The sequence below is a fragment of the Brevundimonas sp. NPDC046655 genome (assembly GCF_044901625.1).
GTDB lineage: Bacteria > Pseudomonadota > Alphaproteobacteria > Caulobacterales > Caulobacteraceae > Brevundimonas.
The window spans coordinates 34,012-49,378 of record NZ_JBJDPV010000002.1; the positions used below are offsets into that span (position 1 = coordinate 34,012).

Consider the following 15,367-nt stretch of genomic DNA (forward strand, 5'->3'; position numbering starts at 1 on the left):
CCATGATCACCCTGGTCAATCCGACCCTGCCCTATGGCTTCGCCAAGCGGAACGGCGTCATCCTGCTGGATGCGGGCGACATCGCTGTGGTCGGTCTGCGCCAGGGCGCCGACCCCCTGGCCCTGGTCGAGACGCGCCGGGCGCTGGGGCGGCCCCTGCAGGTTCAGGCCATGGACCAGGCCGAGTTCGACCGCCGCCTGTCCGACGTCTATGCGGGCGACCTGAACGCTGACGAGCCGATGGAGATGCCGTCGGGGCTCGACGGCCTGATCGAGGACCTGCCCGCCGCCGCCGACCTGCTGGACTCCGCCGACGACGCCCCGGTCATCCGCATGATCAACGGCATCATCGCCGAGGCCGTGCGCGCCGGAGCCTCCGACATCCACCTGGAGCCCTATGAGAACGCCCTGATCGTGCGGATGCGGGTCGACGGCGTGTTGCGTGAAGCCCTCAGCCTCAACCCGCGCATCACGCCCCTGCTGGTGTCGCGCATCAAGGTCATGGCGCGGCTGGACATTGCCGAAAAACGCGTGCCGCAGGATGGGCGCATCCCTCTGGCCCTGGGCGGCAAGACCCTGGACGTGCGCGTCTCGACCTTGCCGTCGCGGGCGGGCGAGCGGGTGGTGCTGCGCATCCTCGACAAGGATCAGGCGGGCCTGTCGCTGGACCAGCTGGGCATGGACGCCGAGGCGCACGACGCCTTCCGCAGCGCCCTGCGCGAACCCAACGGCATCATCCTCGTCACCGGCCCGACCGGTTCGGGCAAGACGACCAGCCTCTATGCCGGTCTGTCGCTGCTCAACGACGCCACCCGCAACATCCTGACGGTCGAGGACCCGGTCGAATACGCCATCGACGGCGTCGGCCAGACCCAGGTCAATCCCAAGGTCGGCATGACCTTCGCAGCGGGCCTGCGCGCCATCCTGCGTCAGGATCCGGACGTGGTCATGGTCGGCGAAATCCGCGACGTGGAGACGGCCAGCGTCGCGGTGCAAGCCTCGCTGACCGGCCATCTGGTCCTGTCCACCGTCCACACCAATGACGCCGCCGGGGCCGTGACGCGTCTGCGCGACATGGGGGTGGAGCCCTTCCTGCTGGCCTCGACCCTGAGGCTGATCGTGGCCCAGCGTCTGGTGCGGCGCCTGTGCGGCGAGTGCCGCCAGTCTGAAGCCGCCGACGCCGCCACGGCGCGTCTGATCGGCGTGGAAAAAGGCGCGACCGTCTGGCGGGCGCAGGGCTGCGGGGCGTGCAACCACACCGGCTATGTCGGCCGCGTCGGCGTCTATGAGACGCTGAAGATCGACGACCGGGTGCGCCGTCTGATCGCCGCCGAGGCGGACGAGGAGGCCCTCATCAACGCCGCCTTCCCCAACGGCGGGACCCTGTCGGATCGGGCGCGGGCTCTGGTGCTGGCGGGCGTGACCTCGGTCGAGGAGGCGGTGCGCGTCACCCGTCAGGAAACGCCCGAGGCGCATCCGCTCAATGAGAGCGCCGCCTGATGCCCGCCTTCGACTACAGCGCCGTGGACGTTTCGGGCCGCACCGTGGCGGGCGTGCTGACCGCGCCGGACGAGGCGGCGGCGAAGAAGGCGCTGGACCGCCGCCGCCTGATGCCCCTGTCGCTCAGCCGCGCCTCGGGCGCCGCTGCGACGACCGAAAAGACCCCGCGCCGCAGCCGCAAGCTGTCGTCGCGCACCCTGGCCCTGACCACCCGCCAACTGGCCACCCTGATCACCGTCGCCCCGGTCGATGAGGCCCTGCGCACCCTGATGCTGCAGGCCGAACGGCCCGACGTGCGCGCCGTCCTGTCGGGCGTCCATGCGGGCGTGGTCGAGGGGCAGCGCCTGTCCGAAGCCATGGCGCGTCAGGGCGCGGCCTTTCCGCCGCTCTATCGCGCCACCGTGGCGGCGGGCGAGGCGTCGGGCGCGCTCGGCCCCATTCTGGAGCGTCTGGCCGAGGGGCTGGAGCGTGACCAGCAGGTGCGCGGCAAGGTGATCACGGCTCTGGTCTATCCCGCCGTCCTGGCCCTGGTGGCGCTGGGCGTCGTGACGGCCCTGATGGTCTTCGTTGTGCCCAAGGTGGTCGATCAGTTCGACAGCATGAACCAGACCCTGCCCCTGCTGACGCGGGCGGTGATCGGGGTGTCCGACCTGATGCGCAACTGGGGCTGGCTGATCGCCCTGCTGCTCGCGGGCGGGATCGGCGGCTTCATTGTGGGCATGCGCAATCCCGGCTTCCGGCTGGCGGTGGATCGGCGACTGTTACGCCTGCCCGTCGTCGGGCGGCTGACGCGCGACCTGCACGGGGCGCGGATGGCCCGCACCCTGTCGACCATGATCGCGGCGGGCCTGCCCGTGCTGGAAGGTCTGACCATCACGGCGCGCACCGTGTCCAACCGGGCGTTGCGGGCCTCGACCGAGATGATGGCCGACGCCGTACGCGAAGGCGGGGGCCTGTCCGCCGCCATGCGTCGCGCCGACGTCTTCCCGCCCATCCTGGTCCACATGACCGCGTCGGGCGAGGCCAGCGGCCGGCTGGAGCCGATGATGGAGCGCGCCGCCGACTATCTGGAGCGCGAGTTCAGCGCCTTCACCGCCGTCATGCTCAGCTTCCTTGAACCGGCGATCATCGTCGTCATGGGCGGCGTGGTCGCCCTGATCGTCCTGTCGATCCTTCTGCCCATCCTTCAGATCAACACCCTGGCGATGGGGTGAATTTGGAATGCGCCATGACTGAAATCCAGCCGCAACACGCCTCTATCGACAGCGCCCTTTCTTGCGCTCAAGCAGCGACGCGCCGCGCGCGTCGCGATAGCGCTTCTCGGCGCAAAGCCCGGCAGGGCTTTACGCTGGTCGAACTCATGGTGGTCATCGTCATCATCGGCCTGCTGGCGACGGTGGTCGCCATCAACGTCCTGCCGTCGCAGGACAAGGCCATGATCGGCAAGGCCAAGGCCGACATCTCGACCCTGGAACAGGCCATCGAGACCTACCGCCTCGACAATCTGACCTTCCCCGACGCCCAGAGCGGATTGCAGGCCCTGACGGCGCCGCCCGCCGGTCTGGCGCGCCCGGAACGCTATCGCGAGGGCGGCTATATCCGCCGCCTGCCGGAAGATCCCTGGGGCAATGCCTACCAGTACCGCCGCCCGTCCGCCCACGGCGGTCAGTTCGACGTCTTCTCCTTCGGCGCCGACGGCAAGGAAGGGGGCGAGGGCAATGATGCGGACATCGGCAACTGGGAGGGGTGAGGCGTCTGCCAAAGCCCCCCTCGAGGGGGGAGGGTTGGGAGGGGGTGGAGGCAGGCCGGGTCAGTATCGAAGCGCGGAAGGTGTCGCCGCGTCTCATGTGCCTCGACCTGGCGATGTGTCGCGCCCACCCCCATCCCCGACCCTTCCCCCCTCGAGGGGGAAGGGGGCAGGCATGCTTCACCGCTCACGTTCCGGCTTTACGCTTGTGGAGCTGCTGATGGTCGTCGCCATCATGGGTCTCGCGGCCGGGGCCGTGGTGCTGGCCGTGCCGGACCCGCGTCCGCCGGTGGGCGACGAGGCCGAGCGCTTCGCCGCGCGCCTGGTGCGGGCGCGCGAGGAGGCCTTGCTGACCAATCGCGCCGTGGCGGTCGAGGCGACGGCGACGGGCTATGCCTTTTCCAGCTTCGACGGCGTGCAGTGGTCGCCCCTCACCGACGGCCCCTTCGGCGAGGAGCATTGGGCCGAGGACACAGTCGCGCGGCCCGAGGGTCAGTCGGCGGAGGCGCCCCTGCGCGTCGTCTTCGACCCGACCGGCGTCGCCGATGCGGCCCGCCTGACGCTTTCGCGCGGCCCGCGCGCCGTGACCGTCGCCGTCGATGGGGCGGGCGAGGTGCGGGTGAAATGATCCGCCCTATCCGCTCATCCCGGCGAAGGCCGGGATCCAGATGCCAAAGCGCGCGGATGAGAGGTTGTCCCTGCGCCCGTAAAGGCCAGCCTTTGCGCCATACAATCTGGGCCCCGGCCTTCGCCGGGATGAGCGGGAAGGGAAGGGATGGTTTCACTCTGATCGAGCTGCTGGTGGCGCTGGCGGTCTTCAGCCTGGCGGCCCTGGCCCTGCTGAACCTCGGCGGCGAGAACACGCGGTCGGCGGCCCGCGCCGAGACGCGGACGCTGGGCGGCATCGTGGCCGAGAACCTGGCGGTCGAGGCCATGACGGCGCAGCCCGTCCCGGCGCCCGGCGACAGCGACGGGACGGACGCCCTGGCCGGTCGCGACTGGCGCTGGACCCGCTCGGTCACGGCCACGGACGATCCCGACATCCTGCGCATCGACATTCGCGTCTCCGACGACGAGGGACAGGCGGCCGAGCGCGTCCTGTTCCGGGCGGCCGGGTCATGACGCGGCGAACCGGCTTCACCCTGATCGAGGTGATGATCGCCCTTTTGATCTTCGCCCTGCTGGCGGCGGCGGGGGTGCTGGTGCTGAGCCAGAGCATCGACAACCGCTTCGTGGTGAAAGAGGCCACTGACCGCACGGCGCAACTGCAGCGCCTGCGTGCGACCTTGCGCGCCGACCTGGGTCAGGCCGCGCCGCGCCGGGTGCGCGCCGCCAACGGCCAGCCCGCCTTCGCGCCCATCCTGGCCGCCGAGGCGCCGGGCGATCCCCTGCTGGTGCTGGTCCGCGCCGGATGGAGCAACCCCGACGGCCGCCCGCGGGCCTCACTGCAACGCGTCGAATATCGGCTGGTCGAGGACCGGCTGGAACGACGGGTCTATCCCTATCTGGACGGCGCCCGGCCCGGCCCGCCGCAGATCCTCTATCAGGGCGTCAGCGCCCCAAGCCTGGCCTTCATCAGCGAAGGCACCGAGGCGCCGCGCTTCGTCCCGACGCCGGATCGTCCCCTGCCGGACGCCGTGCGTCTGGATCTGACGCTCGAAGGCTATGGCCCGGTGCGCCAGCTGTTCGTCGTCGGGGGCGGGCGATGAGGACGCGGCTGAAAGACCGTGAAGGCATGGCCCTGCTGACCGTCCTGCTGCTGGTGGCGGTGATGGCGGCGGTGGCGGTGCTGGTGCTGGACGACATCCGCTTCTCGGTCCGCCGCACCATGAATGCGGAAACCCAGGGACAGGCCCAGTGGTATGCGGCGGGGGCCGAGGCCCTGGCGCGGCGCCAGATCAACCGCCTGCGCGACCTGGACCCGGTCAAGACGCCGATCCAGCCGGACTGGAACGGGCGGGTGCTGAACTTCCCCATCGAGGACGGTTCGATCACCGCCCGCCTGACCGACGGCCAGGCCTGTTTCAACCTGAACAGCGTGGTGGAGGGCCAGCTGGAGGTCTATGTCGCCCGGCCGCTGGGGGCGCAGCAGTTCGTCGCCCTGGGCCGCGCCCTGAACCTGCCCGAGGGGCGGATCCGGGCCATCGCCGACGCCCTGACCGACTGGATCGACACCGACACGACGCCGCGCGCCCAAGGGGGCGAAGACGCCGCCTACGCCGGGCAAAGCCAGCCCTATCGCACCGCCGGGACCCTGCTGGCCGAGGTCAGCGAACTGCGCGCGGTGAAGGGGGTGGACGCCGCGACCTATGCCGCCCTGCGCCCCTATCTGTGCGCCCTGCCTACCACGGCCCTGTCGCCGATCAATCCCAACACCCTGACGCCCGATCAGGCGCCGCTGCTGGTCATGCTGGCGGACGGCAAACTCAGCCTGGCCTCGGCCCGCGCCGCCATCGCCGCCCGGCCCGCCAGCGGCTGGGGCGACGCCAACGCCTTCCTAATGCAGGGGCCGATGGCGGGGGTGCAATTGCCGATCCCGGTGCAGGACCAGCTGACGGTCCTGACCCGTTTCTTCAACCTGCGCGTGGATGTGGAGTTCGGCGGAAGCCGCGCCGTCCGCACCGCCCTGATCGAGCTGCCCCAGGCCGGTCCCGCGCGCACCGTCATCCAACGCTGGACCCTGGACGAATGAGCCGCATCCGACTGATCCTGATCCCGCCCTCGGCGGCCCTGCCGGCGTCCTGCCTGACGCTGGACGCGCAAGGAACCGTGCTGACGCGCGGCGTGGTCGAACTGGGCGGCCCCGAATCTGATTCGGCGCCCGAGCCGATGCGCACCGTGGCGGTGGCGCCCGGCGCCGACGTCCTGATCCGCTGGCTGGACCTGCCGTCGGGCAGTCCGGCCCAGGTCGCGGCGGCGGCCCTGCACCATCTGCGCGACGATCTGGCCGCGCCCGCCGAGCGGCTGAGCGCCGCGCTCGGGCCGGTCGCGGCGGCGGGCGAGCGGCGGCTGGTCGCCGTGGTCGGGCGCGGCCTGTTGCAGGCCTGGGGCGACTATCTGTCGAGTCTCGGCCTGAAGGCCGACGTCATCATCCCCGGCAGCCTGATCCTGCCCGAACCGGTGGAGGAGGGCGCGCTCAGCGCCGCCGTCTTCGGCGCCGACCTGGCCCTGCGCGGGCGCGAACTGGCGCTCAGCGTCCAGCCCGATCTGGCCGAGGCCGTGGCCGCCGGGCGCGTGCTGGAGCGGATTGGCCGCGCCGACGAGATCGAGCGGCTGCTGGCCGCCGCCGCGCTGAACCCGCCGATCAACTTGCTGGCCGGCGCCGGGCGTCGCGTAGAGGCCGACCGGCGTGGGTGGAAGCGGGCAGGGGCTCTGGCGGCGGCCCTGATCGTCTCGCCGCTGATGCTGACCCTGGCCGCCGCCGGGCATGATGAGTGGCGCGCCCGCGACGCAGCGCATCGCGCCGAGGCCGTCGCACGTCAGGCCTTCCCGGACATCGATCCAGCCGCCGACGCAGTGGCCGAGGCGACGCGCCGCCTGACCACGGCCCCGCCGCCGGGCGGCCCGACCGCCGCCGCCGCCGCCCTGTTCGCCGCCGTCGAGGGCGTCGAGGGCGCCGAATTGGACAGTCTCACATCCGATGAGAACGGGGTGCGCGCCACCGTCACCTACGCCGCCTATCAGGACCTCGACGCCCTGCAGCAGGCCATGGCGGCGCGGGGCATGAACCTGACCGACGAAAGCACGGTGGACGACCAGGGCAAGGTCGTCTCGGAAGTCCGCGTGGGAGGCGCCTGATGAACCGGATGATCCAGTCGATCGGCCTGTGGTGGGACGGGCGCTCGGTGCGCGAGCAGAAGATGCTGGCGATCATGGGGCTGCTGATCGCCGCCGTCCTGATCTGGCTGCTGGTCGTGCGGCCGGCCTGGGCCTGGCGCGAGGCGGCGTCGGAACGTAGGGTCGAGGCGACGGCCGCCCTGACCCGCATCGAGACCGGGCTGGCGGCGCGGGCGCCGACCAAGGCCGGGGCGGCCATGCCGCTGGCCGAGGTCGAGCAGGCGGCCCGCAGCGCGGCCGAGGCGGCGGGCCTGACCGTCGTCCTGACGGTGGACGAAGCCGGCGGCATCGCCTTTGACGCCTCGGGCGCGACTTCGGCCGCCCTGTTCGGCTGGCTGGCGAGCCTGAAGACGGAGTACGGCGTCGAAACCCGCGATCTGACCGTCATTGAGAACGCCGACGCGACCCTGGACGCGAGCGGAAGTCTGGGCGGCTAGAGCGGCGGGCGACGGTCGAGAAGGCCGTGTGGCGCTTTACCATCTGGACGTCACGCCCTTCGAATGGCTAACCCTTGCTTGTGGCAAACGATGTTCCAAACCCGAAATTGACGCCTCGTGAACTGGAGATCGTCCGGTTGGCGGGGCAGAGGCTGGGCGACAAGGAAATCGCGCAGCAACTGAACCTGTCGCCGCGCACGGTCCAGAATCACCTGCATCGCGCTTACGAGAAGCTGGGGGTTTCAGACCGCCTGCAGGCGGCCCGTCGCCTGAGTGATCTCTACTCATGGGTATCAAACCCGCTATCCGATGCCGCTCCGTGTGCGCCAATGGAGCCAATCTCTGCGGCGCCTGCGACGGCGCTTGGGGGCGGGAAGGCGCGGCGTTCGCTCTATGAGCGGTATGTGGCGCTGGACAGTTGGCGCCGACCCAGGAAGCTGGGGGGCTCCCTGCTGTGGCTGATCCTGGGCTGGTCTCTGGCCTGGCTTTTGATCGCCGCGGTCGGCGCCAGTCTCGCCAACCCCGTCCTCGAGTCCGTTCAGCGCCTGCGGTGATGCTCACTCAGGAGGCACGCGGGCGATGCCGATTCGAAACGAGAGGCGCTTCGCGCGGGGCGCCGTATCCGCCATCGGCGGGCGCGGGCCATGCGCGGGTTGATACATAGCGGTGCATCCCTTCCACATCGTCATGCTGAGCGCCAACCTGCTCGGCCTGGGCCTGATCCTGTGGCGCGGGGAATGGGTGGATCGCGCTGCGACCCTGGCTCTGGTCGCCGTGGTCGCGGCGACCAGCGTGCTGCAACTGTTGAACGCGCCGGGCCTGATGGTCTGGGTCGCCGTTCTGGACGTCCTGCTGTTCTTCACGCTGTGGGCTCTGGCCGAGCGCGGCGAGCGCTGGTGGATTGTCGCCCTGGCGGGATTCCAGTTCATCGCGGTCGTCGCCTATCTGGCGCCCTTCTTCGCCTGGAAGCGGCTGGAATGGGCCGTGATCAGCGTGAACTGGGCCGTCTGGGCGCTCGACAGTCTGTGCGTCTTCTTCGGCGTCTGGGAGGCGTCCTACGCCCGTCGCTTCGCGCGGGAGCGGGCTGATGGCGCGAGAATGGACGCTGGAAGCCGCGCGCGTTCTGCTGCTTCGATGGAGTAGCAAGACGATCGAGCGCGCGGTGCGCGACGGCGGGTCGTCGGTCGAGCTGGCGGGGCTGGAGGCCTGGTTGCTGGAGCAGCAGCCGGCCTGCCTGGCGGAGGCGGAACGTCTGCTGGACCTGATCACGGCGCACGAGGCGGGCGTGGACGGCGACCTGGCCGCCCTGTGCGGCATCGGCGGCGCGGTGCGCAACGATTTGGGCCGTCATCAAAGCCGCGTGGACGTCAGCTTCGCGCCCTGCGCCTCCGGGCCGATGGCCGGTCGGGCCTGAGAAGTCATCCCCTGCTGACGCGGGGCGAGGCTTTCAACCCGCCGGCCCGACTGCTAGAGCGCGGCCTCTGTCCGCGATCCGGCCGCGCGCCGTCGCGCCCCCAAGCGGTTCACCTCCATGACGACCCCATTCCGCGCCGCGCAACTGGCGTCCGTCGCCCTGCCTCTGCTCGCTTTCGCTGCGCCGGTCCTGGCTGAGACGACGCCGGAAGGCCCGAGCCAGGTGTCGGACATCGTGGTGACGGCCCAGCGGCGCGAGGCCGCGCTGGCGTCCACGCCCCTGTCGCTGACGGTGGCGGCCCAGCCCCTGCTGAACGACGTCGGCGTGCGCGACATCAAGGACTTGCAGATCCTGACGCCGGGCCTGATCGTAGCCTCGACGTCGAACCAGACCTTCACCACCGCCCGTATCCGCGGCGTCGGCACGGTGGGCGACAATCCGGGGCTGGAAAGCTCGGTCGGGGTCATGATCGACGGCGTCTATCGCCCGCGCAACGGCGTGGCCCTGGGCGACCTCGGCGAGGTCGAGCGCATCGAGGTGCTGAAAGGCCCGCAGGCCACCCTGTTCGGCAAGAACACCTCGGCGGGCGTCATCAACGTCGTCACCGCCGCGCCGTCCTTCACCCCGCGCCTGGCGGGCGAGGCGACCTTCGGCGATTATGGAACCCAGGGCGGTTCGGTCTCGCTGACCGGCCCGATCGCGGACGAGGTTCTGGCCGGGCGTCTGTACGTGGCCGCGCGCCGTCGCGACGGCCTGTCTGACGTGAAAACGGGCGACGGCCCGCGCACCGCGACCGACGACCAGAACGAGCACTACGACACCCTGCGCGGCCAGCTGCTGTGGCGGGCCACGCCCGACCTGACCGCCCGCCTGACGGCCGATTGGACGGAGCGGGACGAGCGTTGCTGCGTCGGCGTGCAGCTTGTGACTGGCAGCACGGCGCCCCTGCTGGCGACCTTCGCCCCCGACGGCGGGGTGGCGGCGACCCCCAACCCGTGGGCGCGCACGGCCTGGTCGAACCGCGACACCAACACCCGCATCCGCGACAAGGGCCTGGCCCTGCACCTGAGCGCCGACCTGGGCTGGGCCAGGCTGGACTCGACCTCGGCGGTGCGCGACTGGCGCGGCGTCATCAGCCAGGACTGGGACTTCACCTCGGCCGACCTGGCCTATCGTCCCGACGACGGCAGCTGGTCCAACCGCTTCCGCACCCTGACGCAGGAGGTGCGCCTGTCGGGCCAGCGCGACCGTCTGGACTGGTCGGCGGGGCTCTTCCTGTCGGACGAGAAGCTGACCCGTCGTGACAGCCTGCTCTACGGGGCCGACTACGAGGCCTACGTCGGCCGCCTGCTGTCGCGCTCGACCGCCAATCCGCTGGGCGATCCCAACTACGTCTCGACCCTGACCGGCCTGCCCGTGGGCCAGAGCTTCGTCGAGGGTCAGGGGCAACTGGACCGCTACTGGCAGACGACGCAGAGCGCGGCCCTGTTCGGCCAGGCCTCCTGGGCCGTCACCGACCGCCTGACCCTGACCGGGGGCCTGCGCCGCACGCACGAGACCAAGGACATGAGCGCCGCCTACGAAAACACTGACGGCGGCCGCGCCTGCGCCGCCGCCCTGGCCAAGGGCGTGGTCAACGGCACCCTGTGCCTGCCCTGGTCCAATCCGGCCTTCAACGGCCTGAAGACGTCCGAGACGGTCAAGGACGAGGCCTGGACCGGTCTGGCCCGCGCCGAATATCAGGCGGCCGAGGGCGTTCGCCTCTACGCCGGCTGGTCGCGCGGTCGCAAGAACGGCGGCTTCAACCTGGACCGGGGTCAGACCAACCGCGTCCCCGACGCCTCGCGCGCCTTCGGGGCTGAAACCGCCGACGCCTGGGAAGCCGGGGTCAAGAGCGTGATGCTGGATCGTCGCCTGCTGGTCTCGGCCGCCGCCTTCCGCCAGACCTATGACGACTTCCAGCTCAACACCTTCCTGGGCACCACCTTCCTGGTGCGCTCCATCCCGCAGGTGCGCGCCAAGGGCGTAGAGGCGGACGTCATGTTCCTGCCGGTCGAGGGCCTGTCGCTGCAGGGCGGGCTGACCTACGCCCAGACGGAATACGGCCACGACCCCATCGCCGGTCTGCCGCTGCTGGCCGGTCGCCGCCTGAACTTCGCCCCGCTGTGGAGCGGCTCGCTGGCGGGGACCTATGAGCGTCCGGTGGGGGCGGGCCTGACGGGCCGCGTCACCCTCGCGGCCAAGTATTCTTCGGAATACAACACCGGCTCGGATCTGGACCCGGCCAAGAGCCAGCCCGGCTTCTGGCTGGTGGACGGCCGCGTGGCCCTGGCCAAGGACGATTCTGGGGATGGGGCCTGGAGCGTCGAACTGTGGGGCAAGAACCTGTTCGATCAGGATTACCGCCAGGTGGCCTTCGGCGCCCCGTTCCAGACGGGCACCCTCGGCGCCTTCCTCGGCGCGCCGCGCACGGTGGGCGTGACGCTGCGGGTCGTGCGCTAGGCCGGGTGGCGCCGGACGAGGAATGCCCTATGTCTGGCGCCGTCATTTCTTGGAGAGACAGTATGACCCAGACGCGTGATCAGGTTCTGAGCGGCGAAGTCGAGATCGACGGCGTGACCTTCGTGAACTGCGAGTTCAAGAACGCCCGGCTGGTCTACCGCGGCGGTCTGGCGCCCAACTTCAGCAATTGCCGCTTCACCCAGTCGAACTTCGCCTTCTTCGACAGTGCGGCGAATACCTTGAACTTCCTGCGCGCCATGGCGCCCAAGGAGACCAATATGCGGGGCGTGGTCGCCGGCCTGATGCCGGAACTGGGGATCTAGGGGCTCAGTCGGCCTTGCGCGCTTGCTCGCGGGCGGCGCGTTCGGCCTGGCCGCGCCAGCCGTAGCCCTGGCCGTGCTTGCCGACGCTGACAAAGGTCGCTTCCTCGGCCTTGTGGAAATACTGCTCGGCCACCATCCAGCCCTTGAACGGCCGCAGCACGCCCAGGCACATCAGGGCCAGGATCGGCAGGGTGACGACGAAGTGCACCCAGACCGGCGGGTGGACGTTGAACTCGAAGATCATGAAGCCGATCATGCCGACGATCCCCACCGCCGACATGACGAAGAAGGCCGGGCCGTCCGCCGGGTCGGCGAAGCCGTAGTCCAGACCGCAGTTCGAACATTCCTTGCGGATGGTCAGATAGCCCTGGAACAGCGCACCCTCGCCGCAGCGCGGGCAGCGGCAGCGGATGCCGGTCTTCAGCGGGCTGAGGGGCGGATAGACGGGGTCGGACACGGCAACACCTGACGAAATACGGTGACGATAACGTCGATACCGTCGATGTCGGCCTTTCGCACGGGCGCTGCAAGCGGGTGATTTGTCCTACCCGCATGGCAAGGTTTTTTCAGCGGGGCTTTAACCGACGTTAACCGCGATTAAAGCCCTTCGCGCGAGGGTGCGCGCGTATGTCCGGGGCAACCGCCAGCAAGCGCGTTCTGAAGACGACCGTGGCGGCCGCCGCGGCGGGCGTCGTCGTCTTCGCGCCCCTGGCCCCGCACGCCGAGGGGGCAGGGCCCCGTTCGGGCGATCCGGTCGAGATCCGCGTCGGCGCCAACGCCGGCTTCACCAAGGTCGAATTCGCGGGGGCAGTGGGTTCCCGCGCCCGGGTGCGCCAGGACGGCCGCGCCGTCGTCATCCGCATCGGCACGACCGCGGCCCCCGACGTCAGCCGCCTGCGCGTCGATCCTCCCAAGGGGGTCGAGAAGGTCGAGACCCGCTCGGTCCAGGGCGCGACCGAACTGGTCCTGACCCTGGCCGAGGGGGCGGGCGTCCGCTCCGGCGCCGCCGACGGCGCGGTCTGGATCAACCTCTACGCCCCCGGCGCGGCGCCGGAAGGGACCAAGCCCTCGGTCGTGCCCGCCGGCGGCGCCGTGCCCGTCACCGCCGAGGTCAAGGACGAGACGACCCGCCTGACCTTCGCCTGGGCCGCGCCGGTCGGGGCCGCCGTCTTCCGCCGTGGCGACGCGGTCTGGGTGGTGTTCGACGCCGCCGCCCGCATGAACATGCCCGCCGCCGCCAAGGCCGGCGATGCGGCCAAGGCGCGCTGGGCCGCCGGGCCCGACTTCACCGCCATCCGTATTCCCGTCGCCGAGGGGCAGGGGGTGTCCGCCCGCGCCGACGGCGCCGCCTGGACCATCACCCTGGGCGGGCCGACCACCGCCGCCAGCGGGATCGACATCGGCCGGGACGACAGCGTCCAGACCGCCCTGACCGCGCGCATGGCCGGAGCCACCAGGACCGTCTGGCTGACCGATCCCATGGTCGGCGACCGCTTCGCCGCCGTCACCGCCCTGGCCCCCGGCAAGGGGCTGAGAACCGGACGGCGCACCGTCGACCTGGCCCTGCTGCCCACCGCCCACGGCCTGGCGGTCGAAACCCCGACCGACGATCTGACGGTCAAGGCCGAGGGCGACATCGTCACCCTGTCGCGGCCACGCGGCCTGCGCCTATCCCCGCCGACCGTGGGGCTGGAAGCGGCCGCCGCTGAGGCCCACGCCCCGCGCGCCGCCGTCCGTCCGGCCCTGATCATTGCCGACTGGGCCGATCTGGGAAGCGACAGCTTCAACGACCGTCATCGTGCGCTGCAGGTCGCCGCCGAGCTGGAAAGCGGCCGCGCCGCCGAGGATCCGCGCGCTCCGATCGAGGGCCGCCTGGCCTACGCCCGTTTCCTAGTGGGCCAGGGTCTGGGTTATGAGGCGATCGGCGTGCTGAACGCCCTGGTCAAGCAGACCCCGGCCATGCAGGGCGTGGCCGAGGTGCGCGGCCTGCGCGGCGCCGCCCGCGCCGCCATCGGCCGCTACGCCGAGGCCGAGGCCGACTTCTCGTCCGGGGCTCTGGCCGGCGATCCCTCGACCCGCGTCTGGCAGGGCTATATCGCCGCCCAGCGCAGCGACTGGACAACGGCGCGTCAGGCCTTCGCCGCCGGCGCGGGCGTGGTCGACAACTTCACCCCCGAATGGCGCGCCCGCTTCGGCACGGCCCATGCCCTGGCCGCCGTCGAGACCGGCGATCTGGACGCCGCGCGCGAGCTTCTGGCCTATGTCTTCAGCCAGCCGGGCATCTCTGCGCCCGATCAGCTGACCGCCCGTCTGGTGCAGGCCCGGCTGTTCGAGCTGGAACAGAAGCCGGCCCAGGCCCTGGCCCTCTACAAGGCCGTCGCTCGCGCCCCGCTGGACGGCATCTCGACCCCCGCCCGCCTCGGCGTGGTGCGTCTGGAGATGGCCAAGGGGACGCTGAAGCCCGATCAGGCCGCCGCCCAGCTGGAGGCCCTGAAGTGGCGCTGGCGCGGCGACGGCACCGAACTGGCCGTGATCCGCAGTCTGGGCGAGCTCTATCTGTCGCAGGGCCGCTATCGCGAGGCCCTGACCACGCTCAAGGCGGCGGGGCGCAAGATCGTGGTCCTGCCCGGCGGCGACAAGCTGCAGTCTGATCTGGACAACGCCTTCCGCGCCCTCTTCCTCGACGGCGCCGCCGACGGCCTGCAGCCGGTGCAGGCGCTCGCCCTCTTCTTCGATTTCCGCGAACTGACCCCGGTCGGCGCCGACGGCGACGAGATGGTGCGGCGTCTGGCCCGGCGCCTGATCGACGTCGACCTGCTGGATCAGGCGGCGGAGCTGCTAAAGTATCAGGCCGACAACCGCCTGGAGGGCGTGGCCAAGGCCCAGGTCTCGACCAACCTGGCCATGGTCTATCTGATGAACCGCCAGCCGGAGGAGGCCCTGCAAGCCCTCTGGAGCTCGCGCACCACGCTTCTGCCCACGGCCATGAACAGCGAGCGCCGCGCGCTGGAGGCCCGCGCCCTGATGGAGCTGGGCCGCTACGATCACGCGCTGGAAGTCCTGGCCAAGGACGCCTCGCCCGCCGCCCGCGACGTGCGGGCCGAGATATTCTGGAAGCAGCAGCAGTGGGGCCCGGCCGCCGCCATCTACGAACAGCAGCTGGGCAATCGCTATCGCGACGCCCTGATCCCGCTGACGGCGGACGAGGAGAACCGGCTGATCCGCGCCGGGGTCGGCTATTCGCTGGCGCGCGACGCGGGGGCGCTGAACCGTCTGTCGGCCAACTATTCGGGCTTCGCCGACAAGGCCCGCTCGCCGGGCGGCATCCGCATCGCCCTGGCCGGTCTGGACGGGGCCGACGGCTCGGGCCGTCCGCAGGACTTCGCCACCCTCAGCGCCGGCGCCGACACCTATGCCGGCTGGATCGCGGCCACCAAGGCCGAGTTCAGACAGAAAACGGGCGGAGACCGCCCTGCGACCCCCGCCCGTCCCCAGGCGGCTGGAGCCGCCTGATATTTTAGGCCCCTAGCGTCTCGCACGCGGTGCGAGACTGCTTGAGGGGATTGGCGCTCATACCAGCTGTCCGCGATGCGTGAGCCGGGTCAGAG

General features: G+C 70.9%; 16 protein-coding genes. 15 read left to right on the forward strand and 1 reads right to left on the reverse strand.

The genetic code is table 11. The features are described from left to right. Positions 1-2: 2 nt before the first annotated feature. The 14 genes from gspE (at position 3) to ACI2KI_RS07930 (ending at position 11,759) form a co-directional block, all read left to right on the forward strand. The gene (gene gspE, locus ACI2KI_RS07865) at positions 3-1,499 is read left to right on the forward strand and encodes a type II secretion system ATPase GspE (RefSeq protein WP_404619032.1); all 1,497 of its coding nucleotides are present in this window, start codon (positions 3-5) and stop codon (positions 1,497-1,499) included. Continuing rightward, on the forward strand, positions 1,499-2,713 hold the full coding sequence (gene gspF / locus ACI2KI_RS07870; RefSeq protein WP_404619034.1) for a type II secretion system inner membrane protein GspF: 1,215 nt from the start codon (positions 1,499-1,501) through the stop codon (positions 2,711-2,713). Before gspE ends, gspF begins: the two co-directional genes overlap by 1 nt. A 14-nt stretch (positions 2,714-2,727) precedes the next feature. Continuing rightward, positions 2,728-3,249 (forward strand): type II secretion system major pseudopilin GspG, encoded by a 522-nt coding sequence (gspG, locus tag ACI2KI_RS07875; RefSeq protein ID WP_404619037.1) that lies wholly within the window; start codon positions 2,728-2,730, stop codon positions 3,247-3,249. 172 nt (positions 3,250-3,421) lie between these two features. Next, positions 3,422-3,874, forward strand: a complete 453-nt coding sequence (locus tag ACI2KI_RS07880) for a GspH/FimT family pseudopilin (RefSeq protein ID WP_404619039.1) — start codon at positions 3,422-3,424, stop codon at positions 3,872-3,874. A 92-nt stretch (positions 3,875-3,966) separates the two neighbouring features. Beyond that, positions 3,967-4,368 carry a type II secretion system minor pseudopilin GspI gene (gene gspI, locus ACI2KI_RS07885; protein ID WP_404619041.1) on the forward strand — a complete coding sequence of 134 codons (402 nt, stop codon included), beginning with the start codon at positions 3,967-3,969 and terminating at the stop codon, positions 4,366-4,368. Further along, the gene (gene gspJ / locus ACI2KI_RS07890) at positions 4,365-4,955 is read left to right on the forward strand and encodes a type II secretion system minor pseudopilin GspJ (RefSeq protein ID WP_404619043.1); all 591 of its coding nucleotides are present in this window, start codon (positions 4,365-4,367) and stop codon (positions 4,953-4,955) included. The genes gspI and gspJ overlap by 4 nt, the downstream gene beginning before the upstream one ends. Then, positions 4,952-5,938: a type II secretion system minor pseudopilin GspK gene (gene gspK / locus ACI2KI_RS07895; RefSeq protein WP_404619045.1), complete on the forward strand. Its 987-nt coding sequence runs from the start codon at positions 4,952-4,954 to the stop codon at positions 5,936-5,938. The genes gspJ and gspK overlap by 4 nt, the downstream gene beginning before the upstream one ends. Then, positions 5,935-7,044 carry a type II secretion system protein GspL gene (gene gspL / locus ACI2KI_RS07900; protein WP_404619047.1) on the forward strand — a complete coding sequence of 370 codons (1,110 nt, stop codon included), beginning with the start codon at positions 5,935-5,937 and terminating at the stop codon, positions 7,042-7,044. Before gspK ends, gspL begins: the two co-directional genes overlap by 4 nt. Continuing rightward, the gene (gspM, locus tag ACI2KI_RS07905; protein ID WP_404619049.1) at positions 7,044-7,520 is read left to right on the forward strand and encodes a type II secretion system protein GspM; all 477 of its coding nucleotides are present in this window, start codon (positions 7,044-7,046) and stop codon (positions 7,518-7,520) included. Before gspL ends, gspM begins: the two co-directional genes overlap by 1 nt. A 107-nt stretch (positions 7,521-7,627) precedes the next feature. Further along, positions 7,628-8,074 (forward strand): response regulator transcription factor, encoded by a 447-nt coding sequence (locus ACI2KI_RS07910; protein WP_404619051.1) that lies wholly within the window; start codon positions 7,628-7,630, stop codon positions 8,072-8,074. Positions 8,075-8,186: 112 nt separating this feature from the next. Next, the gene (locus tag ACI2KI_RS07915) at positions 8,187-8,663 is read left to right on the forward strand and encodes a hypothetical protein (protein WP_292084213.1); all 477 of its coding nucleotides are present in this window, start codon (positions 8,187-8,189) and stop codon (positions 8,661-8,663) included. After that, the gene (locus tag ACI2KI_RS07920) at positions 8,608-8,934 is read left to right on the forward strand and encodes a hypothetical protein (RefSeq protein ID WP_404619054.1); all 327 of its coding nucleotides are present in this window, start codon (positions 8,608-8,610) and stop codon (positions 8,932-8,934) included. Before ACI2KI_RS07915 ends, ACI2KI_RS07920 begins: the two co-directional genes overlap by 56 nt. A gap of 117 nt (positions 8,935-9,051) precedes the next feature. Next, a complete protein-coding gene (locus ACI2KI_RS07925; RefSeq protein WP_404619056.1) occupies positions 9,052-11,436 on the forward strand; it encodes a TonB-dependent receptor in 2,385 nt (794 codons plus the stop codon). Positions 11,437-11,498: 62 nt separating this feature from the next. Beyond that, the gene (locus tag ACI2KI_RS07930) at positions 11,499-11,759 is read left to right on the forward strand and encodes a hypothetical protein (protein ID WP_292084210.1); all 261 of its coding nucleotides are present in this window, start codon (positions 11,499-11,501) and stop codon (positions 11,757-11,759) included. Between the two features lie 4 nt (positions 11,760-11,763). Here the strand turns inward: ACI2KI_RS07930 and ACI2KI_RS07935 are convergent, their stop codons facing one another. Then, positions 11,764-12,216 carry a DUF983 domain-containing protein gene (locus ACI2KI_RS07935; RefSeq protein WP_292084209.1) on the reverse strand — a complete coding sequence of 151 codons (453 nt, stop codon included), beginning with the start codon at positions 12,214-12,216 and terminating at the stop codon, positions 11,764-11,766. A 170-nt stretch (positions 12,217-12,386) separates the two neighbouring features. Here ACI2KI_RS07935 and ACI2KI_RS07940 point away from each other — a divergent pair, with 170 nt between their 5' ends. Then, positions 12,387-15,272, forward strand: coding sequence for a hypothetical protein (locus ACI2KI_RS07940; RefSeq protein ID WP_404619058.1), 2,886 nt, complete (start codon positions 12,387-12,389; stop codon positions 15,270-15,272). The last annotated feature ends 95 nt before the right edge of the window (positions 15,273-15,367 follow it).